This window comes from Rhodococcus sp. HM1 (assembly GCF_023218075.1).
Classification (GTDB): Bacteria; Actinomycetota; Actinomycetes; order Mycobacteriales; family Mycobacteriaceae; genus Rhodococcus.
Genome location: NZ_JALPTB010000057.1, coordinates 16721 through 42025, shown reverse-complemented (window position 1 = coordinate 42025; position 25305 = coordinate 16721). Strand labels below are relative to the sequence as shown.

Annotated in this window: 24 protein-coding genes; 20 read left to right on the top strand and 4 right to left on the bottom strand. The window is 69.0% G+C overall.

Features of this window, described 5'->3' with window-relative positions:
• Positions 1-190 precede the first annotated feature (190 nt).
• Positions 191-682: an inorganic diphosphatase gene (locus tag M1M07_RS24375; RefSeq protein ID WP_197251352.1), complete on the bottom strand. Its 492-nt coding sequence runs from the start codon at positions 680-682 to the stop codon at positions 191-193.
• Between the two features lie 164 nt (positions 683-846).
• On the opposite strand from M1M07_RS24375, the gene dacB reads away from it, so the two are divergent.
• From dacB to hpt, 4 genes are read left to right on the top strand one after another with little or no spacing between them, the layout of a single operon-like run.
• The gene (dacB, locus tag M1M07_RS24370; RefSeq protein WP_197251351.1) at positions 847-2256 is read left to right on the top strand and encodes a D-alanyl-D-alanine carboxypeptidase/D-alanyl-D-alanine-endopeptidase; all 1410 of its coding nucleotides are present in this window, start codon (positions 847-849) and stop codon (positions 2254-2256) included.
• Positions 2247-3290, top strand: coding sequence for a zinc-dependent metalloprotease (locus M1M07_RS24365; protein ID WP_197251370.1), 1044 nt, complete (start codon positions 2247-2249; stop codon positions 3288-3290). The genes dacB and M1M07_RS24365 overlap by 10 nt, the downstream gene beginning before the upstream one ends.
• Positions 3291-3295: 5 nt before the next feature.
• Positions 3296-4333: a tRNA lysidine(34) synthetase TilS gene (tilS, locus tag M1M07_RS24360; protein ID WP_248675816.1), complete on the top strand. Its 1038-nt coding sequence runs from the start codon at positions 3296-3298 to the stop codon at positions 4331-4333.
• Positions 4334-4354: 21 nt separating this feature from the next.
• Positions 4355-4909 (top strand): hypoxanthine phosphoribosyltransferase, encoded by a 555-nt coding sequence (gene hpt, locus M1M07_RS24355; protein ID WP_197251350.1) that lies wholly within the window; start codon positions 4355-4357, stop codon positions 4907-4909.
• Between the two features lie 73 nt (positions 4910-4982).
• Here hpt and M1M07_RS24350 read toward each other — a convergent pair whose 3' ends face one another.
• A complete protein-coding gene (locus M1M07_RS24350) occupies positions 4983-6959 on the bottom strand; it encodes a serine/threonine-protein kinase (protein ID WP_248675815.1) in 1977 nt (658 codons plus the stop codon).
• Between the two features lie 251 nt (positions 6960-7210).
• Here M1M07_RS24350 and ftsH point away from each other — a divergent pair, with 251 nt between their 5' ends.
• The 15 genes from ftsH to M1M07_RS24275 all read left to right on the top strand — a co-directional run bounded on the left by ftsH (position 7211) and on the right by M1M07_RS24275 (position 22430).
• Positions 7211-9652, top strand: coding sequence for an ATP-dependent zinc metalloprotease FtsH (ftsH, locus tag M1M07_RS24345; RefSeq protein ID WP_197251348.1), 2442 nt, complete (start codon positions 7211-7213; stop codon positions 9650-9652).
• 67 nt (positions 9653-9719) lie between these two features.
• A complete protein-coding gene (gene folE / locus M1M07_RS24340) occupies positions 9720-10334 on the top strand; it encodes a GTP cyclohydrolase I FolE (protein ID WP_248675814.1) in 615 nt (204 codons plus the stop codon).
• A 32-nt stretch (positions 10335-10366) separates the two neighbouring features.
• A complete protein-coding gene (gene folP, locus M1M07_RS24335) occupies positions 10367-11188 on the top strand; it encodes a dihydropteroate synthase (RefSeq protein WP_248675817.1) in 822 nt (273 codons plus the stop codon).
• The gene (gene folB, locus M1M07_RS24330) at positions 11185-11550 is read left to right on the top strand and encodes a dihydroneopterin aldolase (RefSeq protein WP_197254530.1); all 366 of its coding nucleotides are present in this window, start codon (positions 11185-11187) and stop codon (positions 11548-11550) included. The genes folP and folB overlap by 4 nt, the downstream gene beginning before the upstream one ends.
• A complete protein-coding gene (folK, locus tag M1M07_RS24325) occupies positions 11547-12092 on the top strand; it encodes a 2-amino-4-hydroxy-6-hydroxymethyldihydropteridine diphosphokinase (RefSeq protein WP_248675813.1) in 546 nt (181 codons plus the stop codon). The genes folB and folK overlap by 4 nt, the downstream gene beginning before the upstream one ends.
• Positions 12086-12553, top strand: a complete 468-nt coding sequence (locus M1M07_RS24320) for a DUF3180 domain-containing protein (RefSeq protein WP_248675812.1) — start codon at positions 12086-12088, stop codon at positions 12551-12553. The genes folK and M1M07_RS24320 overlap by 7 nt, the downstream gene beginning before the upstream one ends.
• Positions 12554-12607: 54 nt before the next feature.
• Positions 12608-13534, top strand: a complete 927-nt coding sequence (locus tag M1M07_RS24315; RefSeq protein WP_248675811.1) for a DUF6779 domain-containing protein — start codon at positions 12608-12610, stop codon at positions 13532-13534.
• A 169-nt stretch (positions 13535-13703) separates the two neighbouring features.
• A complete protein-coding gene (locus M1M07_RS24310) occupies positions 13704-14639 on the top strand; it encodes a Rossmann-like and DUF2520 domain-containing protein (RefSeq protein ID WP_197254525.1) in 936 nt (311 codons plus the stop codon).
• Positions 14632-15567: a pantoate--beta-alanine ligase gene (panC, locus tag M1M07_RS24305; RefSeq protein WP_197254524.1), complete on the top strand. Its 936-nt coding sequence runs from the start codon at positions 14632-14634 to the stop codon at positions 15565-15567. Before M1M07_RS24310 ends, panC begins: the two co-directional genes overlap by 8 nt.
• A gap of 37 nt (positions 15568-15604) precedes the next feature.
• On the top strand, positions 15605-16042 hold the full coding sequence (gene panD, locus M1M07_RS24300) for an aspartate 1-decarboxylase (RefSeq protein WP_197254523.1): 438 nt from the start codon (positions 15605-15607) through the stop codon (positions 16040-16042).
• A 2-nt stretch (positions 16043-16044) separates the two neighbouring features.
• The gene (locus M1M07_RS24295; RefSeq protein WP_248675810.1) at positions 16045-16881 is read left to right on the top strand and encodes a type III pantothenate kinase; all 837 of its coding nucleotides are present in this window, start codon (positions 16045-16047) and stop codon (positions 16879-16881) included.
• Between the two features lie 93 nt (positions 16882-16974).
• On the top strand, positions 16975-17439 hold the full coding sequence (locus M1M07_RS24290; RefSeq protein ID WP_248675809.1) for a rhodanese-like domain-containing protein: 465 nt from the start codon (positions 16975-16977) through the stop codon (positions 17437-17439).
• 86 nt (positions 17440-17525) lie between these two features.
• Positions 17526-19037 carry a lysine--tRNA ligase gene (lysS, locus tag M1M07_RS24285; protein ID WP_248675808.1) on the top strand — a complete coding sequence of 504 codons (1512 nt, stop codon included), beginning with the start codon at positions 17526-17528 and terminating at the stop codon, positions 19035-19037.
• A gap of 104 nt (positions 19038-19141) precedes the next feature.
• Positions 19142-19504 carry an Lsr2 family protein gene (locus M1M07_RS24280; RefSeq protein WP_248675807.1) on the top strand — a complete coding sequence of 121 codons (363 nt, stop codon included), beginning with the start codon at positions 19142-19144 and terminating at the stop codon, positions 19502-19504.
• A 382-nt stretch (positions 19505-19886) separates the two neighbouring features.
• Complete coding sequence (locus M1M07_RS24275) at positions 19887-22430, top strand: ATP-dependent Clp protease ATP-binding subunit (protein ID WP_197252311.1); 2544 nt, start codon at positions 19887-19889, stop codon at positions 22428-22430.
• A gap of 65 nt (positions 22431-22495) precedes the next feature.
• On the opposite strand, the gene M1M07_RS24270 is transcribed toward M1M07_RS24275, so the two are convergent.
• A complete protein-coding gene (locus M1M07_RS24270; RefSeq protein ID WP_248675806.1) occupies positions 22496-23107 on the bottom strand; it encodes a TIGR03086 family metal-binding protein in 612 nt (203 codons plus the stop codon).
• A 40-nt stretch (positions 23108-23147) separates the two neighbouring features.
• Positions 23148-23774 (bottom strand): TetR family transcriptional regulator, encoded by a 627-nt coding sequence (locus tag M1M07_RS24265; RefSeq protein ID WP_197252309.1) that lies wholly within the window; start codon positions 23772-23774, stop codon positions 23148-23150.
• 115 nt (positions 23775-23889) lie between these two features.
• Here M1M07_RS24265 and M1M07_RS24260 point away from each other — a divergent pair, with 115 nt between their 5' ends.
• Positions 23890-25221, top strand: coding sequence for an oxygenase MpaB family protein (locus M1M07_RS24260; RefSeq protein WP_248675805.1), 1332 nt, complete (start codon positions 23890-23892; stop codon positions 25219-25221).
• Positions 25222-25305 lie beyond the last annotated feature (84 nt).

Below are 25305 nucleotides of genomic sequence, written 5' to 3'. Positions count from 1 at the left end.
GGGATCAGGAACTGTTGGTCGCGATCGACGGGTCGATATCCTTTGGCCACCAACAGATTCTACACAAAGCCGCAGGTCGGCCCCGCCGCGTCACGGCGAGACCGACCCGCGATTCTGCAACAGCCCGTCAGATCGACTGAATGTACCGTTCGCTCGGAAAAAAGAGGGGGTCGAAAGAGACCGGCCCGGCTCAGTGGCCGCCGTTCTCCTTCAGCCGCGCGATCGACGCCTCGACCTCGGCCTCGGCCTCGGCCCGACCGACCCAGTCGGCGGCCTCGACGTGCTTGCCCGGCTCGAGATCCTTGTAGTGCACGAAGAAGTGCTTGATCGCATCGAGCTCGAACTGCGCGACGTCGGAGATGTCCTGGATGTGATCCCAGCGCGGATCGCCGGCCGGCACGGCCAGGATCTTGTCGTCGCCACCGGCCTCGTCGACCATCTTGAACATGCCGACGGGGCGGGCCTCGACGATGACACCCGGGAAGACCGACTCGGGGAGCAGCACCATGCAGTCCAGCGGGTCACCGTCCTCGCCGAGGGTGTTCTCGATGTAGCCGTAGTCGGCCGGGTAACCGAACGACGTGTAGAGGTAGCGATCCAGCTTCACGCGGCCGGTCTCGTGATCGACCTCGTACTTGTTGCGCTGTCCCTTGGGGATCTCGATGGTGACGTCGAACTCCACGCCGGTGTCCTCACTTCGTCGGTGATTGGCTGTCGCTCCAACTGCCGCGATCGCGGCGATGGTCCGCAGAGAGGATAACGGGAGCGGGGCTACCCTGGTGGACGCAGGTGCCGGACCCACCCGGGCGGCCACCAGGGCGCGGGAGTCTCGAACGCAGCGGAGGCGTGTTGGCGGGTCAGGATAAGAACAAGAAGCTCGGCGGGCTCGAAGCGCGCCGCCGGCGAAGCCTCCGCATCCTGATCGGCATCTGGGGCACCGGATTCCTCGCGCTCGTCGTCGGCGGCACATTCGCGCTGTCGGAGATCGTGGGCAGCGACGCCGAGGCCGCGATCACTCCGGCGCCCGGCCCGGTCACCGCGACCCCTCAGGTCGCTCCCGTGCCCGCCGACGCTCCGGCGCCCGTCGCCGCCGCGCTCGGCGCGATTCTGGCGCCCACCGTGGCCGATCCCGCGCTCGGCACCCTCACCGGGTCCGTCACCGACACCGCCACCGGCACGGTCCTGTGGGCGCAGGATCCCGACCGCCCGATGATTCCGGCGTCGACCACGAAGGTCCTCACCGCCGCGGCGGCGCTGCTGTCGCTGCCACCCGACCACCGGGTGTCCACGCGGGTCGTCGAGGGCAGCCGTCCCGGCGAGATCGTGCTCGTCGCCGGCGGCGATCCCACGCTCACCGCTCTTCCGGTCGGGCAGGACGGCTTCTACCCGGGCGCGCCGCGCGTCGCGGATCTCGTTCAGCAGATCCAGCGTTCGGGTGCCGTCGTCGACACGGTGCTCGTCGACGTCGGCAGCTACATGGGCGATCCGATGGCCACGGGGTGGATGCCGTCGGACGTCGGGGGCGGCTACATCGCACCGATCGAACCGGTGATGCTCGACGGCGGCCGGTCGATTCCGAACGCGGACGAATCTCCGCGCAGCCCGACGCCCGCGCTCGACGCCGGCCGCGCCCTCGCCGCGGCGCTCGGCGCCGACCCCGCGACCGTCGCGGTCGGGACCGCATCCCCGGGGGCCGCGCCCCTGGCGTCGGTGCAGTCGGCACCTCTGCGCGACCGGCTCCGCCAGATGATGGACCACTCCGACAACGTCCTCGCCGAGACGATCGGCCGCGAGATCGCGATCGCGTCGGGCTCGCCGGCGTCGTTCTCCGGGGCCGTGGACTCCGTGCTCCGCACCCTCACGGCCGCCGGATTCGACGTCGGCGGCGTCACCATGCACGACGTGAGCGGCCTGTCCGTGGACAATCGCATTCCCACGCGGCTGCTCGACGCGGTGATGGCATCCGCCGCCGGCACCGACCAGGACGCGCTGCGCCCGATGCTCGACTACCTGCCGGTCGCGGGGGCCACCGGAACCCTCAGCGCCCGCTACGCATCCGCCAACCGCGACGGCGCCGGCTGGGTGCGCGCGAAGACCGGCACCCTCTCGGAGGCGAGCGGGCTGGTCGGAACCGTCGTCGACGTCGACGGGCGGGTCCTGTCGTTCGCACTGATCGCCAACGGCCGACCGCCCGGCGAGAGCCGGTCTGCACTCGACGCGGTCGCTGCGACTCTCCGGGGGTGCGGATGCCGATGACCGGCCGCGACCACACCATCGGCGACGCGATCGACTGGTCGTTCGCGGCCGGGGTGGGTGCGCGACTGGCCCGGCCGGGTCCGGCGATGTCCCGGTACACCGCCGATGCCGTCGTGGCCGAACTCGCCGACGCCGCCGACCGGGCCGAGCAGCCGGTGCGGGAACTCACCGGTCTCGGTGACGGCCACGACGCTCCGGCGCCCGCCCGGGTCGTGGACCGCAGCGGCTGGGTGCAGGCCGCGGCGGGGTCGATGGCCGACCTCACCGGCGGCGGACAGAACGGCACGTCCTGGATGGGCAAGCCCGCCGGCATGCAGGCCGGCGCGATGCTCGCGTACCTGTCGTCGGCGGTACTCGGCCAGTACGACCCGTTCTCGCGGACCCTGCTCCTCGTCGCACCGAACGTCGTCGCGGTCGAACGCGCGTTGAAGGTCCCGACCGCGGACTTCCGCTTGTGGGTGTGCCTGCACGAGGTCACCCATCGGGTGCAGTTCGCCGAGGCGCCGTGGATGGTCGAGCTGATGCGCACCGCCACCGCCGAACTCGGGGCCGCCGCCGACGAGCCCGTCTCCGAGCTGGTGGGCCGGGTCGTCGCCGTCGTCCGCGACCGCCGCAGCAACGACGAGAAGCAGATGTCCGAGCGCGGTGTCCTCGGTCTGCTGCGGGCCACCCAGTCGGAATCCCAGCAACTCGCCCTCGACCGCATGCTCGCGCTCGGCACCCTCCTCGAAGGCCACGCCGACCACGTCATGGATGCCGTCGGCCCCGGGGTGGTTCCCGCGGTCGGCCGCATCCGCCGGGCGTTCGACAACCGGCGGCGCCGCAGCTCGAACCCCGTTCATCGGGTGATCCGCGCGCTGCTGGGCGTGGACGCGAAGATGGCGCAGTACGTGCACGGCAAGAAGTTCGTCGACGCCGTCGTCGCCCGCGTCGGGATGGCGGAGTTCAACGCCGTGTGGTCCGGCCCGGACGCGATGCCCACGCTCGCCGAGATCGACGACCCGGACGCCTGGATCGCCCGGGTCCTGGGCTGAGCGGCGTGGAACAGGACACGACCGTGGACCGGGACACGGCTGTCGGGAGCCGTCCGTTGCTGCCCGAGACCCCGGCGATCCACGAGGTCCGGCTGGCCGTGCGGGCATGGCTCGGCCGCCACGAGGTGCGGGCGGTGGCGGTGGGTCTTTCCGGCGGCGCGGACTCGGCCGCCCTGACCGCCGCGGCGGTCGCCGAGGCGGATTCGGTGCGGGCGGTCGTCGTCGATCACCGGCTGCAGGCCGGCTCCGATGTCGTCGCGGCGCGGGCCGCGGATTTCGCCCGTGCGCGGGGGTGCACGTCGGTGCAGGTCGTCCCGGTGGAGGTGACCGGGCCCGGTGGGCTCGAGGCTGCGGCTCGGGCCGTGCGGTACCGGGCACTCGACGACAACCGCGCCGACCTGCCGGTGCTGCTCGGGCACACCCTCGACGACCAGGCCGAAACCGTGCTGCTCGGCCTGGGCCGCGGCTCCGGCCTCCGTTCGATCCGCGGCATGGCCGATTTCGACGAACCCTGGGGCCGGCCGCTGCTCGGAGTGCGGCGCTCGGTCACGCGAGCGGCGTGCCGCGAGTTCGGGTACGAGCCCTACGAGGACGCGCACAACAGCGATCCGCGGTTCACCCGCGTGCGGTTGCGCACCGAAGTGCTGCCGCTGCTCGAAGAGGTGCTCGGCGGCGGTGTCGCGCCGGCGCTGGCCCGGACGGCGGCGCAACTACGCGAGGACGGGGAAGTGCTCGACGCGGCCGCGGACGAGGCGCTGGTCTCCGCGGGTGGAGACGGCGCCGGACTCGACGTGGAATCGCTCGAGCCGGTGCACCCCGCGGTGCGGCGGCGCGCGCTGCGGCGCTGGCTCGCCGAAGCCGGTGCGTCGGCGCCCACGGACCGGACGTTGCGGGCCGTCGACGACCTGATCGGCCGCTGGCACGGGCAGGGTCCCGTGGCGGTCGGGCGTGGGCCGCGACCGGGGACCAGGTTGGTCGTGTCGCGTCGGCGTGGCAGGCTGGTCATGGTGTTCGTCGACCAGCAGCGGTGTGCGGACGACTGACGGAAGGGCAGGAACGAACCGGTGTACGAGAGCGACATTGCGTCGGTATTGATCTCCGAAGAGCAGATCAAGGAGCGCACGGCCGAGCTGGCCGAGTCCATTGCCAAGCGTTACCCGGTGGGTGCGCCCGAGGGCGACCTTCTGCTCATCGGCGTGCTCAAGGGTGCGATCTTCTTCATGACCGACTTCGCCCGTGCCATGCCCATCCCCACCCAGATGGAGTTCATGGCGGTCAGCTCGTACGGGTCGTCGACGTCGTCGTCGGGTGTGGTGCGCATTCTCAAGGACCTCGACAAGGACATCGCGGGCCGCAACGTGCTCATCGTCGAGGACATCATCGACTCCGGCCTCACGCTGTCGTGGCTGATCCGCAACCTGTCCTCGCGCAATCCCGCGTCGCTCGAGGTGGTGACGCTGCTGCGCAAGCCCGAAGCCGTCAAGATCGACGTGCACGTCGCCGATGTCGGCTTCGACATCCCGGACGAGTTCGTCGTCGGCTACGGCCTCGACTACGACGAGCGGTATCGCGACCTTCCGTACATCGGCACCCTCGACCCCAAGGTCTACTCGAGCTGACGTCGGCGCCCGGCATGTTTCAGTGCCCCGGTATGTTTCAGTGACGCAGCATGTTTCAGTGACGCAGCATGTTTCAGTGACGCAGCGCGACGGTGCGTCGCAGTGCCTCGAGGTCCTGTTCCATGAGCCGGAACAGCCAGTACACCAGCACGAACGCGGCGATGCTGCCGACGGACAGCACCCGCACCGCGAACAGCACCTGCGGGATCTCGTAGGAGTTCAGGAACGTCACCCCGGCGACCCCGACGAGCGGGACCGCCGCAGCCAGGGCCAGGTAGCGGATGCTGCGGCGGTGCAGACCGTCGAGTTCCCGGGCGTCGGTGGCGTCGGTGGATCCGTGCGGCAGGAACGCCGGATACAGCGACCGCACGACATAGAAGGCGACGAAGAAGAACGGGTAGGCCACGGCGATCGCGCCGCACACCGCCATCGAACTGACGAAGTGCGTGGCGGCGCGCGTGTCGATCTCCCCGGTGATCACGCTCAGTGCCACGGGGAAGATGATGCCGGCCAGGATCCACAGGCTCATCACGACCGCCGCGACCCTGTCGCTGAACAGCAGCGCGTCGTGTCTGGTGCGGGCCAGCGTGACGGCGTCGTAGGTGCGTCCGCGTTGCAATCCGCGCGGCACGGTGATCAGGCGACGGCCCAGGTACACGATCACCAGGGCACCGAGGGGGAACAGGGTCGCGTTCACGATCAGCGACACGACCTCGAAGTTGTGCCTCGCGTCCGGCGGTAGCTTCTCGATGATCAGCGACGAGTTGTGCTGGTAGTTGTAGAGCGCTGCGAGGGCGTTGGGAATCCCGATCGCGGCGACGAGGACCGGCACGACGGGTTTGCGCAACCGGGCTCGCCAGCTGTCCGGTGGGGGATCGACGAGGTCACGGGCGCGGTGGTCGAGGCACAGGTCGAGTTGCTGGGCCAGTTCCGTGCCCGACGACCAGCGGTCCGCCGGATCCGGTTCGAGACACTTCGCGAGTACCCGCCGCAGCGTCTGCGGGCAGTCCGCGGGCAGCTTCGCCATCATTTCGGGGGTCAGGCCGCCGCGCCGGCGCCGCACCATCGTCTCGAGAGCCGGGAGAGTGTTCGTGTCGAGTGCCTCGCCCGGCTCCGGATCCCCCGGGCGGACGCCCGCCAGCAGCTCCCACAGCATCACTCCGAGGGCGTAGATGTCGCTGCGGGTGTCGAGGTCCGCGGCGGATCCCGGCAATCCCGGATGGCACGCCTCGAGCTGTTCCGGCGACATGTAGGCGAGGGAGCCGCCGAGATAGGCGACGGGGGAGCTGCCCCCGACGGACTCGGCGTAGCTGATGTTGAAATCGGCCAGCTTCGGCACACCCTCCGCGGTGAGCAGCACGTTCGCGGGTTTGACGTCGCGGTGCAGCACACCGCGACCGTCGGCGTAGGCGAGCGACTCCGCGAGCCGCCGTCCCAGCCACGCCACGGTTTCCGGCCAGGTCAGCGATTCGAGTTCGCCGCGCACGGTCGATTCCGCCGGGCGGATCTCGCCCTTCTCCGCGAGGGTCGCGTCGATGACGTCGAGCAGCATCGAGCCGGCGCGCTGGTCCGGCGGGGTGCGCCGCACCCGGTGCAGCACGTGCAGCAGTGTCCCGCCCGGGACGTACTGCATGTACAGCAACCGCAGACCCTGATCCGGGAGGATCCGCTGGTCGAACACGCGGACGATGTAGTCGTGGTCGAGCTGCGCGAGGGTCTGCGCTTCGCTGCCCTGGTCGGGAGAGATCTTCACCGCCACGAGTCGCTGCATCGAGAGCTGGCGGGCCAGGAACACCCGGCCGAAGGCGCCGCGGCCGAGGCTGGTGAGCAGGTCGAAGTCGTCGATCCGCCGTCCGGCGCGCAGTTCGTCGACGGTGACGGGGACGCCGGGGGTCATCGGATCGGTCACGGCGTCGGCGGCCCGGGTGACCTCCGCGGTGCGGGTGGCATCGAACCGGCTCGTCTCGGCGCCCGCGACCTCGGTGGTCTCGGCGCTCGGTATCCGAGTCGGTTCGGTACCGGACAAGGCGTGCGGATCCCGCTCGGCCATGCGAAATGATACCCACGCCCACGGCCCCTCCCGCAGGTGAAGTTGCTCCGCCGAACCGGCCGCGGTACGGGAACGCTGCGTCGGTCCGGGTCGTTGAAGCTCGCGAGGGGCGGAATACGCACCGGCGACGACATCTGCACACGCGGTAATCTGGCTGTGGCCGGATCGTCACCGGTCGACGCACGCTCATCGACGATGACCGCACTGATGACCGCACTATCGAAAGGACCGGCCGGCCGGGCCGAACCTGTATGAATCGCAAGACAGTGTTCCGTAATCTGGCGATAGTCGCCGGCATTCTGTTGGTCATCTACGCCTTCAGTTACTTCGGGAACGACACGCGTGGATTCACCAAGGTCGACACCTCGGTGGCACTCGCGCAGCTCGACTCGAAGAACGTCTCCAAGGCCCAGATCGACGACCGCGAACAGCAGGTCCGTTTGTGGCTGAACAACGGAAACGACGCCACCGAGAACCAGACGCAGATCATCGCGAAGTACCCGGCCTCGGCGTCGGAACAGATCTTCGACAAGGTCGCCGCGTCGGGCGCCGGCGAGTTCGACACCGCCGTCACCCAGGAGAGCTGGCTGACGTCGATCCTGCTGTTCGTCGTTCCGATGATCATCCTGCTCGGCGTGTTCTTCTTCATGATGACGCGCATGCAGGGCGGCGGCCGCGGCGGCATGATGGGCTTCGGCAAGTCCCGCGCCAAGCAGCTCTCGAAGGACATGCCGAAGACGACGTTCGCCGACGTCGCCGGCGCCAACGAGGCTGTCGAAGAGCTGTACGAGATCAAGGACTTCCTGCAGAACCCGGCCCGTTACCAGGCGCTCGGCGCGAAGATCCCGAAGGGCGTGCTGCTGTACGGCCCGCCCGGCACCGGCAAGACGCTGCTCGCACGCGCGGTCGCGGGTGAGGCCGGGGTTCCGTTCTTCACCATCTCCGGTTCCGACTTCGTCGAGATGTTCGTCGGTGTCGGCGCATCCCGGGTGCGCGACCTGTTCGAGCAGGCCAAGCAGAACAGCCCCTGCATCATCTTCGTCGACGAGATCGACGCGGTCGGCCGCCAGCGCGGTGCCGGCCTCGGCGGCGGTCACGACGAGCGCGAGCAGACCCTCAACCAGCTGCTCGTCGAGATGGACGGGTTCGGCGACCGGCAGGGCATCATCCTCATCGCCGCGACGAACCGCCCCGACATCCTCGACCCCGCGCTGCTGCGTCCCGGCCGCTTCGACCGCCAGATCCCGGTGACCAACCCGGACCTCGCCGGCCGCCGCGCGATCCTCCAGGTGCATTCCAAGGGCAAGCCGATCGACCAGAACGCCGACCTCGAAGGTCTGGCGAAGCGCACGGTCGGCATGTCCGGCGCCGACCTGGCGAACGTCGTCAACGAGGCCGCGCTGCTCACCGCCCGCGAGAACGGCACGGTGATCACCGAGGCGATCCTCGAGGAATCCGTCGACCGCGTGATCGGCGGTCCGCGCCGCAAGAGCCGCATCATCAGCGAGCACGAGAAGAAGATCACCGCCTACCACGAGGGTGGACACACCCTCGCCGCGTGGGCGATGCCCGACATCGAGCCCGTGTACAAGGTGACGATCCTCGCGCGCGGCCGCACCGGCGGTCACGCCATGACCGTTCCCGAGGACGACAAGGGCCTGATGACCCGATCCGAGATGATCGCGCGTCTCGTCATGGCGATGGGTGGCCGTGCCGCCGAGGAACTCGTGTTCCACGAGCCCACCACCGGCGCGTCGTCCGACATCGACCAGGCCACCAAGATCGCCCGGGCGATGGTCACCGAGTACGGCATGAGCGCCAAGCTCGGCGCGGTGCGCTACGGGCAGGAACAGGGCGACCCGTTCCTCGGCCGGTCCATGGGACAGGCATCGGACTACTCGCACGAGGTGGCCCGCGAGATCGACGAGGAGGTCCGCAACCTCATCGAGGCGGCCCACACCGAAGCGTGGGCGATCCTCAACGAGTACCGCGACGCGCTCGACGCGCTCGCCGGGGAACTGCTCGAACACGAGACGCTCACCCGCAAGGACCTCGAGCGGATCCTCGCGTCCGTGGAGAAGCGTCCACGCATCACCGCGTTCAACGACTTCGGCGAACGCATCCCGTCGGATCGCCCGCCGATCAAGACCCCCGCGGAGCTCGCCGCCGAACGCGGTGAGCCGTGGCCGCCGCAGCCCGCGGTCCCGAACCTCGCGAAGCCGCAGCCGCTGCCCTCACAGCCGGTGACGCAGCAGCAGGCGCCCCAGCAGCCGGTGATGCCGCATCCGGAACCGGCCCAGCAGCCGGAGCCCTCCCGGTCGGCCACCTCGCAGCAGTACCCGCAGGCCGGCGGTCCCGGTGGGTACGGGACTCCGCCGCAGGGCCCGGGCAACGGCTATCCCGCGCCGCAGCCCGTCCCTGCTTCCGAGCCGATGCCCGGTTTCCCGCAGCCCGGCCAGTACTCCGGCGGGCCGCGGCACGCGACCCGGCCCGACTACGGCGCTCCCGCAGGATGGTCGGCGCCTGGGTGGCCGCCGCAGGAGCCCGAACAGCCACGCAGCACGTATCCCGGCTACCCTCAGTGGACTCAGCCTGCGCGTCCCGCCGACGCCGGCGATCGGCAGGACGAGAATCAGCAGGCACCGGAGCCGCCGCCCACGCAGCCCTGGGAGGGGCCGACCGGCCCGCGCTGAGCCGATTTCAACGAGAGTGGAGGACGGTCGGGTGTCGGTGAACCACCTGGATAGCACTGGGACTGCCGTGACGGCGCCGGGCGACGAGGAGCAGCTGAGTCTGGCGACCGGCCGGGCCTTCGATCAGGCCCGGGCCGAAGCCGCGGTCCGCGAACTGCTCATCGCGGTCGGTGAGGACCCCGACCGGGAAGGGCTGCTGGACACCCCGCGCCGCGTCGCGCGCGCATACCGCGAAGTGTTCGCCGGGCTGTACACGGATCCGGACGAGGTGCTCAACACGACGTTCGACGAAGGTCACCAGGAACTCGTCCTCGTCCGCGACATTCCGCTGTACTCCACCTGCGAACACCACCTGGTGTCCTTCCACGGCGTCGCGCACGTCGGCTACATCCCCGGCCCCACCGGGCGGGTCACGGGACTGTCCAAGCTGGCGCGGCTCGTCGATCTCTATGCGAAGCGCCCGCAGGTGCAGGAACGGCTCACCAGCCAGGTCGCCGACGCGATCGTCCGCAAGCTCGATCCGCGCGGCGCGATCGTCGTCGTCGAGGCCGAACACCTGTGCATGGCGATGCGCGGCATCCGGAAGCCCGGCGCCAGCACCACGACGTCGGCGGTGCGCGGGTTGTTCCAGACCAGCTCGGCGTCCCGCGCCGAAGCCCTGGATCTGATCCTGCGCCGGTGAGCGCGCTGCAGAACCTGAGACGCCCGGTCGTCATGGGTGTTCTCAACGTGACCAGCGATTCGTTCTCGGACGGTGGTCGCTACCTGGATCGCGACGCGGCGATCGCACACGGACTGGAACTGCGGGCGCTCGGCGTCGACATCGTCGACGTCGGTGGTGAATCGACCAGGCCGGGCGCGCAGCGCGTCGACGCCGAGGTCGAGGCGGGCCGCGTCGTCCCGGTGATCGAGGCGCTCGCCGCCGAAGGTGTCGTGACCAGCGTCGACACGATGCGCGCGTCGGTCGCCGAAGCGGCGATCGCGGCGGGCGTGACGCTGGTCAACGACGTGTCGGGTGGTCGCGCCGACGCGGACATGGCCTCGGTCGTCGCGTCCGCGGGCGTGCCGTGGATTCTCATGCACTGGCGGCCGGCGGACGGATTCGTTCATGCCGGCGGTTCCACGCACTACGACGACGTCGTGCGCGAGGTGCGCGACGAGCTGCTCACCCAGGTGGATGTGGCGGTCGCTGCCGGGGTGGACCCGCAGGATCTGATCCTCGATCCCGGCCTCGGATTCGTGAAGCAGCCGGACCACAACTGGGAACTGCTGCGGCGGTTGCCGGAGCTGACCGAGCTCGGATTCCCGGTGCTCATCGGCGCATCCCGCAAGCGATTCCTCGGTTCGCTGCTCGCCGACGCCGACGGCAATCCCCGCCCGCCCGCAGGACGCGAGGTCGCGACCGCGGTGGTGTCGGCGCTCGCGGTCACCCACGGCGCGTGGGGGGTGCGCGTGCACGACGTGCGGTCGTCGCTCGACGCGCTCGCGGTCGCAGGGGCCTGGCAGCGGGGTAGTGCGGCAGGAGAGGCGGAATGAGCGATCGGATCGAACTGCGCGGCCTGCGGGTGCGCGGCAACCACGGAGTGTTCGAGCACGAGAAGCGCGACGGTCAGGACTTCCTGATCGACATCGTCGTCTGGACCGACCTCGCGCCGGCCGCGGCGAGCGACGCCCTCGAGGACACGCTCCACTACGGGATCCTCGCCGAACGCGCCGCCGCGATCGTCGCCGGCCCGTCCCGGGACCTGATCGAGACGGTGGCGGGGGAGATCGCCGACGACGTGCTCACCGACCCGCGGGTCGAGCGGGTCGAGGTCACCGTGCACAAGCCGTCCGCCCCCATCCCGCTGACGTTCGGGGACGTCGCGGTCGTTGTCGATCGGACGCGGCAGCCATGAGCCGGGCGGTGCTGTCCATCGGGTCGAACCTGGGGGATCGGCTCGCGCATCTGCGCTCGGTCACCGAGGCGCTGGGCGATCGGATCGTCGCGGTCTCACCCGTGTACACGACGGCACCGTGGGGTGGAGTCGACCAGCAGGATTTTCTCAACGCCGTCGTGGTCGCCGACGACCCGGAGCTCGACAGTCGGGGCTGGTTGCGTCTCGGACAGCAGCTCGAAGCCGCCGCCGACCGGGTGCGGGTGCAGCGGTGGGGGCCGCGCAGTCTCGACGTCGACGTGGTGACGTGCGACGAGATCGTCAGCGACGACCCGGAACTGACGTTGCCGCATCCGCGGGCGCATCAGCGCGCGTTCGTACTGGTGCCGTGGCTCGACGTCGCACCGGACGGCACGCTCACCGTCGACGGTGAACGCAGGCTGCTGACGGACTGGCTCGCCGACCTCGACGACGCCGAACGCGCCGGGGTGCACCGCACGGATCTCCGGCTCGGCTTTCACCCCGAAGACCGGGAACCCGACGAGGGGGAGCGCCGGTGCTGAAAGCGACACGTATCCGCGACCTGCTGGCCTTGGCGCTGCTCGCCGCGGTCGTGTCGTGGTTGCTGGTCCGCGTCCTGTACGGATCGCTGCCGCCGATTCCCGTCTACGCGGGTGCCTCGCTGTACCCGGTGGCAGTGCTCGAAGTGGTGCTGGCCTTCATGATCCGCTCGCGCGTCGGCAAGCGGGAGATCGGCGACGGGCCGCGCCAGCTGCATCCGATCACGGCGGCCCGCGCGGTCGCGCTCGCGAAGGCGTCCGCGCTCGTCGGTTCCGCGGCCTTCGGGGTCTGGGTGGGTTTCCTGCTGTACCTGCTGCCGCAGCGGTCGTTCCTCCAGGCCGCCTCCGAGGACACCGCCGGCGTGGTGGTCGGAGCGATCGGCGCCATCCTGCTCGTCGCGGCGGCCCTGTGGCTCGAGCACTGCTGCAAGACGCCCGAGGACCCCGGCGAGCCCGCGACCTGAGATCCCCGCCATCGAGTCTCGGGGATCGCGCCCGGGACCAGTACCCTTGTCCGCATGGGCAGCTCGGGCCGGGACAGGAACGAACGTCGGCAATGGCGCAGCGCGAGTTCGATGATCGTCGCGGCGCTCCTCGCCCTCGCCATGGTGGCGTCGCTGTTCCTGGTCTTCAGTCAGAGCGTTCAGCTGCTGCGCGTCGGCATCGTCGTCGCACTGTGGGCCGCGACGATCGGGGCGATCGCGATGACGAAATACCGTCGCGAATCCGCCCTCGAGAAGGCCAAGGTCGAGGATCTCAAGACCGTCTACGAACTGCAGCTCGAGCGGGAGATCTCGGCGCGGCGCGAATACGAACTGACCGTGGAGCAGAAGGTCCGTTCGCAGATGAAGGTCGAGGCCGACGAAATGGCCCAGCTGCGTGCCGAACTCGCCGCGCTGCGCCGCAACCTCGAGATGCTGTTCGACGGACGCATGCCGGAGGACCGCACCGCGCTGAACGCCGTCGTGAAGCCTGTTCAGGAGATCGGGACGCGCCCGAATTCGTCACAGGTCAGTGCCCCGCGACCGGCGGGTCCGGCGTTCGCATCCCCGGACGACGAACCGCTCACCGCGGAGACCACCGCGGTGACATCGGACCCGGCCGACCCGCCGCACACGGCCGAACCGCCCAAGCCGACCGGAACGCCGAAGCCGACCGGAACGCCGAAGCCGACCGGAGCGCCGAAGCCGACCGGAGCGCCGAAGCCGCGGGTCGCGCCGTCCGGGCAGGAGAAGGGATCCGGGAAGGATCCGGATTCCCGTCCGGACGGGCCCGCTCCCGAAGGCCTGCACGAAGCGCCCGGTGAGTCCGCCGTCGTCCTGCCGGACGCACCTCCGAACGGGCGTCGAGCCCGCCGGCTCCGGGCCGAGGCGGCCGGTGAGGAGAGCGCGCAGCAGGGCCGCAGCGTCGCCGAGATCCTCGCGTCGCTGTCCACGGAGCGCTGATCGGGGACCTTTTCGACCCCGACCGGGAGTCTCTCCGGGGGTCGCCCGCCCTTGCGGTGAGGCGTAGATCACGCCCGGCACCCGTGGCCGACGCAGATCGCGCCGCGCTATTGTCGGGCAGAACGTCTGGTACCCGCCGAGCGGGACTGGAACGAACGAGAGGACTCCCGTGAATTCCTTCGGGATCACAAACGCGCCTGCCCCCGCACGCCTCACCGTCGGAATCGTCTCCGCCGGTCGTGTGGGCACCGCGATCGGCGCGGCACTCGAGAAGGTCGGCCACGTGGTCGTGGCCTGTTCCGCCGTGTCCGAAGCGTCCAAGCATCGGGCCCGGACCCGCCTGCCCGATTCCGAGATCCTGCCCGTCGACGTCGTCGCGGGCCGCTGCAACCTGCTGATTCTCGCTGTTCCCGACTCCGAACTGGCCGAGCTCGTCACGGGCCTCGCCGCGACCGGAGCGGTACCGCGGGGCACGATCGTCGCCCACACCTCGGGAGCCAACGGCATCGGGGTGCTGGCACCGCTCACCGAGCAGGGTGTGGTGCCGCTCGCGATCCACCCGGCCATGACGTTCACCGGCCACGACGAGGACACGGCCCGGCTGTCCTCCGCGTGCTTCGGGATCACCGCCGCCGACGACATCGGCTACGCGATCGCGCAGTCCCTGGTCCTCGAGATCGGCGGGGAACCGGTCCGGGTACGCGAGGACCTGCGCCCGCTCTACCACGCGGCGCTGGCCCACGGCAGCAACCACCTCGTCACCCTCGTCGTCGACGCCGTCGCGGCACTGCGCGTCGCGCTCGAGGGCCAGGAACTGCTCGGCCAGCAGCTCGTCGACGACGATCCCGGCGGGGTCGCCGAACGGGTGCTGCAGCCGCTGCTCGTCGCCGCTCTCGACAACGCGTTGCGTCGCGGTCCGTCGGCGTTGACCGGCCCGGTCGCGCGCGGTGACGTCGCGGCGGTCGCCACGCATCTGCAGGTGCTCGACGAGGTGGATCCGCGCATCGCCGCGGGCTACCGGGCACTGTCGCTGCGGTCGGCGCAGCGTGCAGGCTCGAAACCGGAGCTGATCGAGCTCCTCGAAGGGAATGATCACGGTGAGTGAAACGGGACGGGGCGGGTACGTGCGCGGTGAACTGACCGTGCATCACGATCCCGCTGCCTTGACGAAGGTGACCAAGGCGCTGCGCGGCGTCGGACGGACGGTCGCGCTGGTGCCGACCATGGGTGCGCTGCACTCCGGTCATCTGGAACTGGTGCGTCAGGCCAAGCTGACCGGCGCCGTCGTGGTCGTCTCGATCTTCGTCAATCCGCTCCAGTTCGGTGAGAACGAGGACCTCGACGCCTACCCCCGCACCCTCGACGCGGATCTCGCGTTGCTGCGCGAGGCCGGGGTCGAGCTGGCGTTCGTGCCGACCGTGTCGGCGATGTACCCGGAGGGGCGTCGCACGATGATCCACCCGGGTCCGCTCGGTGCGGAACTCGAGGGCGGCAGCCGGCCCACGCACTTCGCGGGCATGCTCACGGTGGTGGCGAAGCTGCTGCAGATCGTCGCGCCGAACACCGCGTACTTCGGTGAGAAGGACTATCAGCAGCTCGCGCTGATCCGGCAGATGGTCGCCGATCTGAACTTCGACGTCCGCATCGTCGGTGTACCGACGGTGCGGGAACAGGACGGGCTGGCCCTGTCGTCGCGCAACCGCTACCTCGACGAGACGCAGCGGCAGACCGCGACCGTGCTGTCCGCCGCGCTCGTCGCGGGGGCGCACGCGGCGGCCGGTGGCGCCGAGGCGATCCTCACGGCCGCCCGCGAGGTGCTCGCGTCCGCGCCGGAGATCGAGCTCGACTACCTCGAGTTGCGCGGTGCCGATCTCGGGGAGCCGCCCGAGCGTGGCGACGGCCGTCTGCTGGTGGCCGCGCGGGTCGGGACCACCCGGCTCATCGACAACGTCGGTGTCGCGATCGGCACCGGCTTCCTGGAACGGGCGACCGGACCGGTCGACCCGGCCGTCGACGACCTCCTGAATCGCTGAACGAGCAGAACCAGAACGACAAGAGCTGAGGCAATACATGTTTCGCACCATGATGAAGTCGAAGATCCACCGCGCCACGGTTACTCACGCGGACCTGCACTACGTGGGTTCGGTGACCGTCGACCAGGACCTGATGGATGCCGCCGATCTGCTCGAGGGCGAGCAGGTCTGCATCGTCGACATCGACAACGGCAATCGTCTCGAGACGTACGTCATCGCGGGCGAGCGCGGGTCCGGGATCATCGGGATCAACGGTGCCGCAGCACGTCTGGTGAGCCCCGGCGACCTGGTCATCCTCATCGCCTACGGAGTGATGAACGAGCAGGAGTGCAAGGACTACGCTCCGCGCGTGGTGTTCGTCGACGCCGACAACCGCCAGGTGGAGCTGGGCAGCGATCCGGCACACGCCCCGGAGGGCTCGGGCCTGATCACCCCGCGCATGCTCGCCACCCTCGACTCCGGTTCGTTGGTGTAACGGTGCTGCTCGCCGTCGACGTCCGGAACACCAATATTGTTCTGGGTCTGTTCACCGGCAGCGGTTCGCATGCAAAACTGCTGCAGGACTGGCGAGTTCGCACCGACCCCCGGATGACGGGGGACGAGCTCGCGTTGCTGTTCCGCGGGTTGCTGGGTGAGGACGTCGACCGGATCACCGCGGTGTCCGCGCTGTCGACCGTGCCGTCGGTACTCCGCGAACTGCGCGGCATGCTCGGCCGGTACTGGGCGGAGGTGCCGCACGTGGTCGTCGAACCCGGTGTGCGCACCGGTGTGCCGCTGCTCGTCGACAACCCCAAGGAGGTCGGCGCCGACCGGATCGTCAACAGCCTTGCCGCGCATCACTTCTACGGTGGTCCGTGCATCGTCGTCGATTTCGGTACGTCCACGTGCGTCGACGTGGTTTCCGGCAAGGGTGAGTTCCTCGGCGGTGCAATCGCGCCCGGTGTCGAGATCTCGATGGACGCGCTCGCGTCGCAGGGTGCGGCGCTGCGGAAGGTCGAACTCGCGCGACCGCGCGGGGTGGTCGGGAAGAACACCGTCGAATGCATGCAGTCCGGCGCGGTTTTCGGATTCGCGGGCATGGTCGACGGTCTCGTGCGCCGCGTGCGCGCCGAGGTTCCCGGATTCGACCGTGACGACGTCGCGGTGATCGGCACGGGTGACTGCGCGCCGCTGATCATGCCGGAGGCGACGACGATCGAGCATCACGAGCCGGATCTGACGCTCGAGGGATTGCGCCTGGTGTTCGAGCGGAACCAGGCCCGGCGTTCCGCACGTCACGGTTCTACGGGTTCCCCCACTCGCGAATCTGTGTAAGAATGGTCGCCGTGATCCGCTGCATGAACGCCCAGGAGTGTTGTCGAGGCTGACGTCTGCCTCGACCGATAACACATTCCTGGGAGTTTTCTCATGCGCGCTGCGCTTGCTGTTTCTGCACCTTTCATCGCTTCCCCCGCTTCGGATTCCGTCGGCTTTCTGCCGCTGACCACCGAGCGGACCTACCCCACGGAGCTCGCCGCCGCTGTTGCCCGCGGCGCCGTCGTCGTCGACATCCGCACCTCGGCCGAGCGCACCGTTCAGGGCACGCTTCCGGGTGCACTCGCGATCGACGCCGCGCTTCTGACCCGGCGTCTCGACCCGGCCGCCGGAGCCGAGAGCCTGGCGCTCGCCGTCGACCGCGACGTCGAATGGGTCGTCGTTTCCGCGGACGGCCCCGCCGCACACCGCGCGGTCGCGTCCCTGCAGGAGATCGGATTGCGCCGCGCGACCGGCCTCGTCGGTGGGTACGCCGCGATCAAGACGGCCGGTCTGGTCGACGCTGTCACCCGCGCGCAGCACATCGCGGAGGACGTGGCGCGCGTCACCGCTCACTGACCGCTTCTCTCTTCGGGCACTGACCTCGGGTTCCTCCGAGGAGGTCTGCGAATTCGTGCCTGCGGGTTCCGATAGTCTGGTTACCCGTGAGTGATGCCAGCGTTCAGCAGTCCGACGACACCCCCGAGCAGATCCGGGTCCGCCGCGAGAAGCGCGAACGACTCCTGGCGCAGGGCAAGGACGCGTATCCCGTCGTCGTGCCCCGCACCCACACTCTCGCGGAGATCCGTGCGAAGTACCCCGATCTCGAACCCGACAGCACCACCGGCGAGCAGGTCGGTGTCGCCGGCCGGGTGATGTTCTTCCGCAACACCGGCAAGTTGTGCTTCGCGACCCTGCAGGAGGGTGACGGCACGCAGTTGCAGGTCATGCTGAGCCTGGCCGGCGTCGGCGAGGAGTCGCTGGCCGCCTGGAAGGCCGACGTGGACCTGGGCGACTTCGTGTTCGTGCACGGTGAGGTCATCAGCTCCCGCCGCGGTGAGCTGAGCGTCATGGCCGACACCTGGCAGATGGCCGCGAAGTCGCTGCGCCCGATGCCTGTCGCTCACAAGGAGATGAGCGAGGAGTCGCGAGTCCGGCAGCGGTACGTCGACCTGATCGTGCGCCCGGAGGCGCGGGCGAACGCGCGGATGCGGGTCGCGGTGGTCCGGGAACTGCGCAATGCGCTCGAACGTCGCGGATTCCTCGAGGTCGAGACCCCGATGCTGCAGACGCTGCACGGCGGTGCCGCCGCGCGGCCGTTCGTCACCCATTCGAACGCGCTCGACATCGATCTGTACCTGCGCATCGCACCGGAGTTGTTCCTCAAGCGTTGCGTCGTCGGTGGAATCGACAAGGTCTTCGAGATCAACCGGAATTTCCGCAACGAGGGCGCGGACTCGACGCATTCACCGGAATTTTCGATGCTCGAAACGTACGAGGCATACGGAACGTACGACGATTCGGCGCGCATGATCCGCGAGATCATTCAGGAGGTCGCATTCGCGGTCTTCGGCTCGTACGTGGTAACCCTCGCCGACGGAACCGAGTACGACCTCGGTGGCGAATGGAAGACCCTCGAGATGTATCCGTCGTTGTCCGAGGCGATCGGCACCGATGTGACGCCGGACACCACGGTCGAGGAATTGCTGGAACTTGCGGGGCGGGTGGGGCTCGAGGTCCCGAAGGACAAGGGATACGGCCACGGCAAGCTCGTGGAGGAATTGTGGGAGCACATGTGCGGCGATCAGCTGTACCAGCCCACGTTCGTTCGTGACTTCCCGGTCGAGACGTCACCGCTCACGCGCGATCACCGCAGCATTCCCGGCGTGACCGAGAAGTGGGATCTGTATGTGCGCGGATTCGAACTGGCAACCGGATATTCGGAACTCGTGGACCCGGTGATCCAGCGCGAGCGTTTCGTCGATCAGGCGCGTCTGGCAGCGGCGGGTGACGACGAGGCCATGGTTCTGGACGAAGATTTCCTCGCCGCAATGGAACAGGGTATGCCGCCCACCACCGGTACGGGTATGGGAATCGATCGGTTGCTCATGGCACTCACCGGACTGGGAATCAGGGAAACCATCCTGTTTCCAATTGTTCGTCCGTCCGCTCGCTAATTCCGCACCCCGACCGGAATCGGTATTGCCCTTGTGAAATTCGCATGTACTCTTGTGCCCGTACCCGGGGGGCTGGGCGTTTCATTCGAGAGGATTTGCGGCACATGGCGAAGAAGGTCACCGTCACGCTGATCGACGATGTGGATCAGGATTCGGCGGCAGACGAGACCGTGGAATTCGGGATCGACGGGGTCACCTACGAGATCGATCTGTCCGACGAAAATGCCGCGAAACTGCGCGAGCAATTGGAATTCTGGGTCGAGCACGCCCGGAAGGTCGGCGGCCGGAAGCGTCCGAAGGCGGTTCCGGCAGCACCGGCCGGGCGGAAGTCCTCCCGGACGGCCACCCCGAATCGGGAGAAGAGCGCCGTCATTCGGGAATGGGCCCGCGAGAACGACTACGCAGTTTCGGCACGCGGACGAATCTCCGCGGAAATTGTCGAGGCCTACAACGAAGCCCACGCATAGGCAGCTGTAGGACCGAAGACGGACGAACGAGGCGTCACCCGGAATTACCCGGGTGGCGCCTCGCCGCTTCTGCCGTCCGAATCCGGGTGTGTGCTGGGCGAGCGGAGGCGCTCGTGGGCCCCGCGGGGTTGTTCGCTTCAGGCGTAGAGCTTGCGGAAACGTATCGGCGACGTGCAGCGTTAGCACTCGTGACCGGGTTTCGAAGTTCCGCTCAACCGGGTAGAGGGGGAGCGGGCCGAAACCACGGCAACTAGAGTGTCAAGTGGGGTCGTGGAACCTTCGCCGGTTCGACGACGACTCGAGTGCCGGAGCGAAACGCGGCAGTCGGGTCCGGAACAATCCTCGTACCGGATCCGCAGGCCGGAGAGTGTGAGGGAGTGCGATGTTCGAAAGGTTCACCGATCGCGCGCGGCGCGTCGTCGTCCTGGCTCAGGAAGAGGCCAGGATGCTCAACCACAACTACATCGGCACGGAGCACATCCTCCTCGGCCTCATCCACGAGGGTGAGGGCGTGGCCGCGAAGTCGCTCGAGTCGTTGGGGATCTCGCTGGAAGGTGTGCGCAGCCAGGTCGAGGAGATCATCGGCCAGGGACAGCAGGCTCCGTCCGGGCACATCCCGTTCACGCCCCGTGCCAAGAAGGTCCTGGAGCTGAGCCTGCGTGAGGCGCTGCAGCTCGGGCACAACTACATCGGAACCGAGCACATCCTGCTCGGCCTGATCCGCGAAGGTGAGGGTGTCGCGGCCCAGGTGCTGGTCAAGCTCGGGGCCGACCTCAACCGCGTGCGTCAGCAGGTCATCCAGCTGCTGTCCGGCTACCAGGGCAAGGAACCCCAGGAGACGGGCACGAGCCGCGGCGAGGCCGGCACCCCGTCGACGTCGCTCGTGCTGGATCAGTTCGGCCGCAACCTCACGCAGGCTGCGCTCGAGGGCAAGCTCGATCCGGTCATCGGCCGCGCGAAGGAAATCGAGCGGGTCATGCAGGTCCTGTCCCGCCGCACCAAGAACAACCCGGTGCTCATCGGCGAGCCGGGTGTCGGCAAGACCGCCGTCGTCGAAGGCCTGGCGCAGGCCATCGTCAACGGCGAGGTCCCCGAGACCCTCAAGGACAAGCAGCTCTACACCCTCGACCTCGGTTCGCTGGTCGCCGGTTCCCGCTACCGCGGTGACTTCGAGGAACGCCTGAAGAAGGTCCTCAAGGAGATCAACAGCCGCGGCGACATCATCCTGTTCATCGACGAGCTGCACACGCTGGTCGGTGCGGGTGCCGCCGAGGGCGCGATCGACGCCGCGTCGATCCTCAAGCCGAAGCTGGCCCGCGGTGAGCTGCAGACCATCGGTGCGACCACCCTCGACGAGTACCGCAAGTACATCGAGAAGGACGCCGCCCTGGAGCGTCGTTTCCAGCCGGTGCAGGTCGGTGAGCCCACGGTCGAGCACACCATCGAGATCCTCAAGGGTCTGCGCGACCGGTACGAGGCGCATCACCGCGTCTCGATCACCGACAAGGCGCTCGTTGCCGCCGCGACCCTCGCGGACCGGTACATCAACGACCGCTTCCTGCCGGACAAGGCGATCGACCTGATCGACGAGGCCGGCGCACGGATGCGTATCCGCCGGATGACCGCGCCGCCGGACCTCCGCGAGTTCGACGACCGGATCGCCGACGCCCGTCGGGAGAAGGAATCCGCGATCGACGCGCAGGACTTCGAGAAGGCCGCAAGCCTGCGAGACAAGGAGAAGCAGCTCGTCGCCCAGCGCGCCGAGCGCGAGAAGCAGTGGCGTGCGGGTGACCTCGACGTCATCGCCGAGGTGGACGAAGAGCAGATCGCGGAAGTCCTCGCGAACTGGACCGGTATCCCGGTGTTCAAGCTCACCGAGGAGGAGACCACGCGTCTGCTCCGCATGGAGGACGAGCTGCACAAGCGGATCATCGGCCAGGAGGACGCGGTCCGGGCCGTGGCCCGGGCGATCCGTCGTACCCGTGCCGGCCTGAAGGACCCGAAGCGTCCGTCCGGCTCGTTCATCTTCGCCGGCCCGTCCGGTGTCGGTAAGACCGAGCTGTCCAAGGCGCTCGCGAACTTCCTGTTCGGTGAGGACGACGCGCTCATCCAGATCGACATGGGTGAGTTCCACGACCGCTTCACGGCGTCCCGTCTGTTCGGTGCGCCTCCCGGATACGTGGGCTACGAGGAAGGTGGCCAGCTCACCGAGAAGGTGCGCCGGAAGCCGTTCTCCGTCGTCCTGTTCGACGAGATCGAGAAGGCCCACCAGGAGATCTACAACACGCTCCTGCAGGTCCTCGAGGACGGCCGTCTCACCGACGGTCAGGGTCGCACCGTCGACTTCAAGAACACGGTGCTGATCTTCACCTCGAACCTGGGCACGTCCGACATCTCGAAGGCCGTCGGCCTGGGCTTCTCGGCCGGTTCCGGCGAGGCGTCGAACTACGAGCGGATGAAGAACAAGGTCCACGACGAGCTCAAGAAGCACTTCCGCCCCGAGTTCCTCAACCGCATCGACGACATCATCGTCTTCCACCAGCTGACTCAGGAGCAGATCATCGAGATGGTCGACCTGATGGTCGGCCGGGTCGAGGCGCAGCTGAAGAACAAGGACATGGGCATCGAGCTCACGGAGAAGGCGAAGGCACTGCTCGCCAAGCGGGGCTTCGATCCGGTTCTGGGTGCGCGGCCGCTGCGTCGCACCATCCAGCGCGAGATCGAGGATCAGCTTTCCGAGAAGATCCTGTTCGGCGAGATCGGCCCCGGCCAGATCGTCCTGGTCGATGTCGACGGCTGGGACGGCGAGGGCGCCGGCGAGAACGCGAAGTTCACGTTCACGCCGAGCGAGAAGCCGGCCGAGGTGCCGGACACCCCGGCGGTGGCACTGGCCAAGTCCACCGAGGGTGAGGCGGACGCCGGATAACCGGTTCCGGACACAGGGAGGGGCGGTACCCGTACGGGTACCGCCCCTCTCGTTTGCTCGGAGTCTCAGGTGCGTTCGCGCCGCACCCAGGGCGCGGTGTCGCGTCCGAGCCAGTTCGCGAGGCGTTCGGTGGCCCCGGCGCCCGGGGCGGGCTCGACCGGAGGGCCGAACGGCAGGCCGTCGCGGGGAGACGCCGGCAGGGCGAGTCGCATCACCTCGAGGGCCGCTTCGGCCAGGGGCGGGTCGGCTTCGGCCTCCTGGCCGGTGGCCACGGCGAGATCCCAGCCGTGGACGATCAGCTCGTCGAGTTCGACGAGCACCGCGATCCGGCCGGGGAAGGTGCCCCACGGAGCGGTGACCGGCTTGTAGAGCAGAGCATCGTCGTTCCACACCTGCCAGTAGTGCTCGATGGACCTGTCCAGGAGGGCGGGCCATTCGTCGTCCGCGGCGGTGAGGGATTCCGGGATCGTGCGCGGGTCGCCTCCCGAGCCGACGGCAACGCTGCGTTCGAGCGTCGACGCGAGGTGCCCGAGGAGGGTGCGGACGTCGAACTCGGGGCACGGCGTCGGGGCCGTCATGTGGTCGGGACCGACGTTCTCGACGATCCGGCGCGCCCGATCGGCGGCGGCACGGACGAGCGGGCGGGGGTCCTGTTGTGGCGTGGTCACGCAGCCCATCCTGCGCCCGCGGTTTCCGGTTCGTGATCGGTTCGGCGGACTACCTGCCGATGCCGGGCATGTGGGCGGTCAGCGTCGACAGCGTGCTCGCCACGATCTCGGTGAGTTCGCCGGGCCGGATGTCGAGCGTGCCGTCGAGCCATCCGCGGACGAGTTCGACGGCGCCGGCCATGACGACAACCGCGCACAACTCCGCCTGGCGGGAATCGAGTCGCGTGCCCACCGCATCGCTCTGCTTCGCGAGTTCGTCCGCCGCGGCCCGGATGAAGGCGCTCTTGCGTTCGGCGAGCGGGGGAGCGTCGGAGATGAGGAATCGTCCCTGCTGGGGGTTGCGTTCGACCGCCCCGACGATCGCTCCGACCGCGGCCCGGGCCTTCTCGTGCAGGTCGTCGGGAGCCGAGGCGATCGCGGCGACGGCGCCCGCGAGCAGTTCGGCGCCGAGCTCGTCGTAGGTGGTGGTCACGAGATCGTTCATGTCGGTGAAGCTCTCGTAGAAGAATCGCGGACCGATTCCGGCGGTGGCCGCGACCTTCCGGACCGTGGCGGCCGACCATCCTTCGGCTGCGACCACCTCGATCACCGCGTTCTCGAGGCGTTTGCGGCGTTCGGCGCGCCGGTCGGCCGGTGCGACGCCGCGGTACGCGCGGTGGGTTTCGGGCTCGGACACATCCGCGAGTCTGTCACACGCGACGTTTCCGGAATCTTCAGATTCCGGAATCAAGTGTTTACGAAATTCGGTATTCCTGCGATAGTCGGTGGCCGAATCCGGACGAGGAGAAACCGTGACGATCGAGGCTCCGCTGCCCACCCGCCCGACGAGCATCCGCCTGTCGACGAGCCGCCTGCACGACCGAGCCGATCGGCTCGCACCGAAACCGATCCTGAGCGAGGGCGCTCCCCGGCTGGCGATGTCGCTCCTCGTCGGCGACTCGGTGCGGCCCACCCGTGCGCAGGCCCGGGCGTTCGCCAGGTTCGCGAACACCTGCGATCCGGTGGCGGACGACCTCGTCGCGGCGATGCGCCGCGACCGCACCCGGATCCGTGCGCAGTTCGAGCAGGCACTCGAGCACGGCATCGAGACCGTGGACGATCCCGCTCCCGAGGTGCAGGCGTTCATCGATGCCCTCGACGACGTGCCGTTCTGGGTCGACTACGACAAGCTGGATCTCGCCGCGCAGGCGATCGCACGGATGCCGGTGAGCACCCTCCTGGCGTTCACCACCGCCATCGCCTTCCCCGCCAGCTACGTCTCGCCGCGCGTCAACGACGTGCTGCTGCGCGGCGGCGACCTCGCGAAGCGCGCCGCGGCACGGATCGTGGAGACGGTCTCGTGGTCGATGGACTGCACGGCACCCGGCGGGATGGAGCGATTCGGGGAGGGGACGAAGAACACCGCCCGGGTGCGCGTCGTCCACGCCTACATCCGCGCCGGGATCGACCGCGTCGACGATTGGAACACCGACACCCACGGCAGGCCCGTCAATCAACTGCACTACTGCGTGACGATGATTCCGATCGCCGGCGTCGCCCTGGCCGTCATGGCCGCCGGGCACTGGTACTCGCGACGGGAACGGGACGCGATCGTGCACCTGTACCGGTACGTCGCGCACACCATGGGGGTGACGGCCGAACTCCAGGTCACCTCGCTGGACGAGCTTCTTCGTCTCATCTGGCTCGCGGTCTGGTCGGAGGTGGATCCCGACGACTCGTCGCGGGCGCTGACCGAGGCGGCGCTGAAGGCCGTGCCCCGGATCTACGGTGTCGACGGTCCCGGACCTGCGAACCGCATCAAGAGCTGGGCGCAATACCACTTCCACGCCGACCTGGCCCGCCTGTCACTCGGTTCCGGCTACTCCGACGCCGTGGGAATTCCGCGGCTGAGTCCGATGGCGGCCCTGTATCCGCTGTGGTTCGCGCGCAATCTCGTCCGCGACCGTCTGAGCGTCGCCGTGCCGGGAGGCGCCGCGCGCGCGGCGCGCCGGGGGCACCGCGAGCGCATGCGGGCGATCGGCGAGGTGAAGCAGCGGCTCGACGTCCGGCCGTACGAGCGGGACGGTGCGGTGCACACCGTCGGTGAGCGCGACCGGGAACTGCGAGCGGGCCGGACTCGGTGAACCGTCTGCGGTGAACGCCCCTCGTGAGGCGGGCGAGTCTGCGAGTGTGGTTGGTGAACATGCGACAGCAGAGGCTCGCGAATC

Bases quoted from the DNA above. Each gene is read 5' to 3' on its own strand.
- M1M07_RS24365 (WP_197251370.1), top strand. From the start codon at position 2,247: ATGCCGATGACCGGCCGCGACCACACCATCGGCGACGCGATCGACTGG.
- M1M07_RS24350 (WP_248675815.1), bottom strand. From the start codon at position 6,959: ATGGCCGAGCGGGATCCGCACGCCTTGTCCGGTACCGAACCGACTCGG.
- ftsH (WP_197251348.1), top strand. From the start codon at position 7,211: ATGAATCGCAAGACAGTGTTCCGTAATCTGGCGATAGTCGCCGGCATT.
- folP (WP_248675817.1), top strand. From the start codon at position 10,367: ATGGGTGTTCTCAACGTGACCAGCGATTCGTTCTCGGACGGTGGTCGC.
- folB (WP_197254530.1), top strand. From the start codon at position 11,185: ATGAGCGATCGGATCGAACTGCGCGGCCTGCGGGTGCGCGGCAACCAC.
- folK (WP_248675813.1), top strand. From the start codon at position 11,547: ATGAGCCGGGCGGTGCTGTCCATCGGGTCGAACCTGGGGGATCGGCTC.
- M1M07_RS24315 (WP_248675811.1), top strand. From the start codon at position 12,608: ATGGGCAGCTCGGGCCGGGACAGGAACGAACGTCGGCAATGGCGCAGC.
- panD (WP_197254523.1), top strand. From the start codon at position 15,605: ATGTTTCGCACCATGATGAAGTCGAAGATCCACCGCGCCACGGTTACT.
- M1M07_RS24290 (WP_248675809.1), top strand. From the start codon at position 16,975: ATGCGCGCTGCGCTTGCTGTTTCTGCACCTTTCATCGCTTCCCCCGCT.
- M1M07_RS24280 (WP_248675807.1), top strand. From the start codon at position 19,142: ATGGCGAAGAAGGTCACCGTCACGCTGATCGACGATGTGGATCAGGAT.
- M1M07_RS24275 (WP_197252311.1), top strand. From the start codon at position 19,887: ATGTTCGAAAGGTTCACCGATCGCGCGCGGCGCGTCGTCGTCCTGGCT.
- M1M07_RS24270 (WP_248675806.1), bottom strand. From the start codon at position 23,107: ATGGGCTGCGTGACCACGCCACAACAGGACCCCCGCCCGCTCGTCCGT.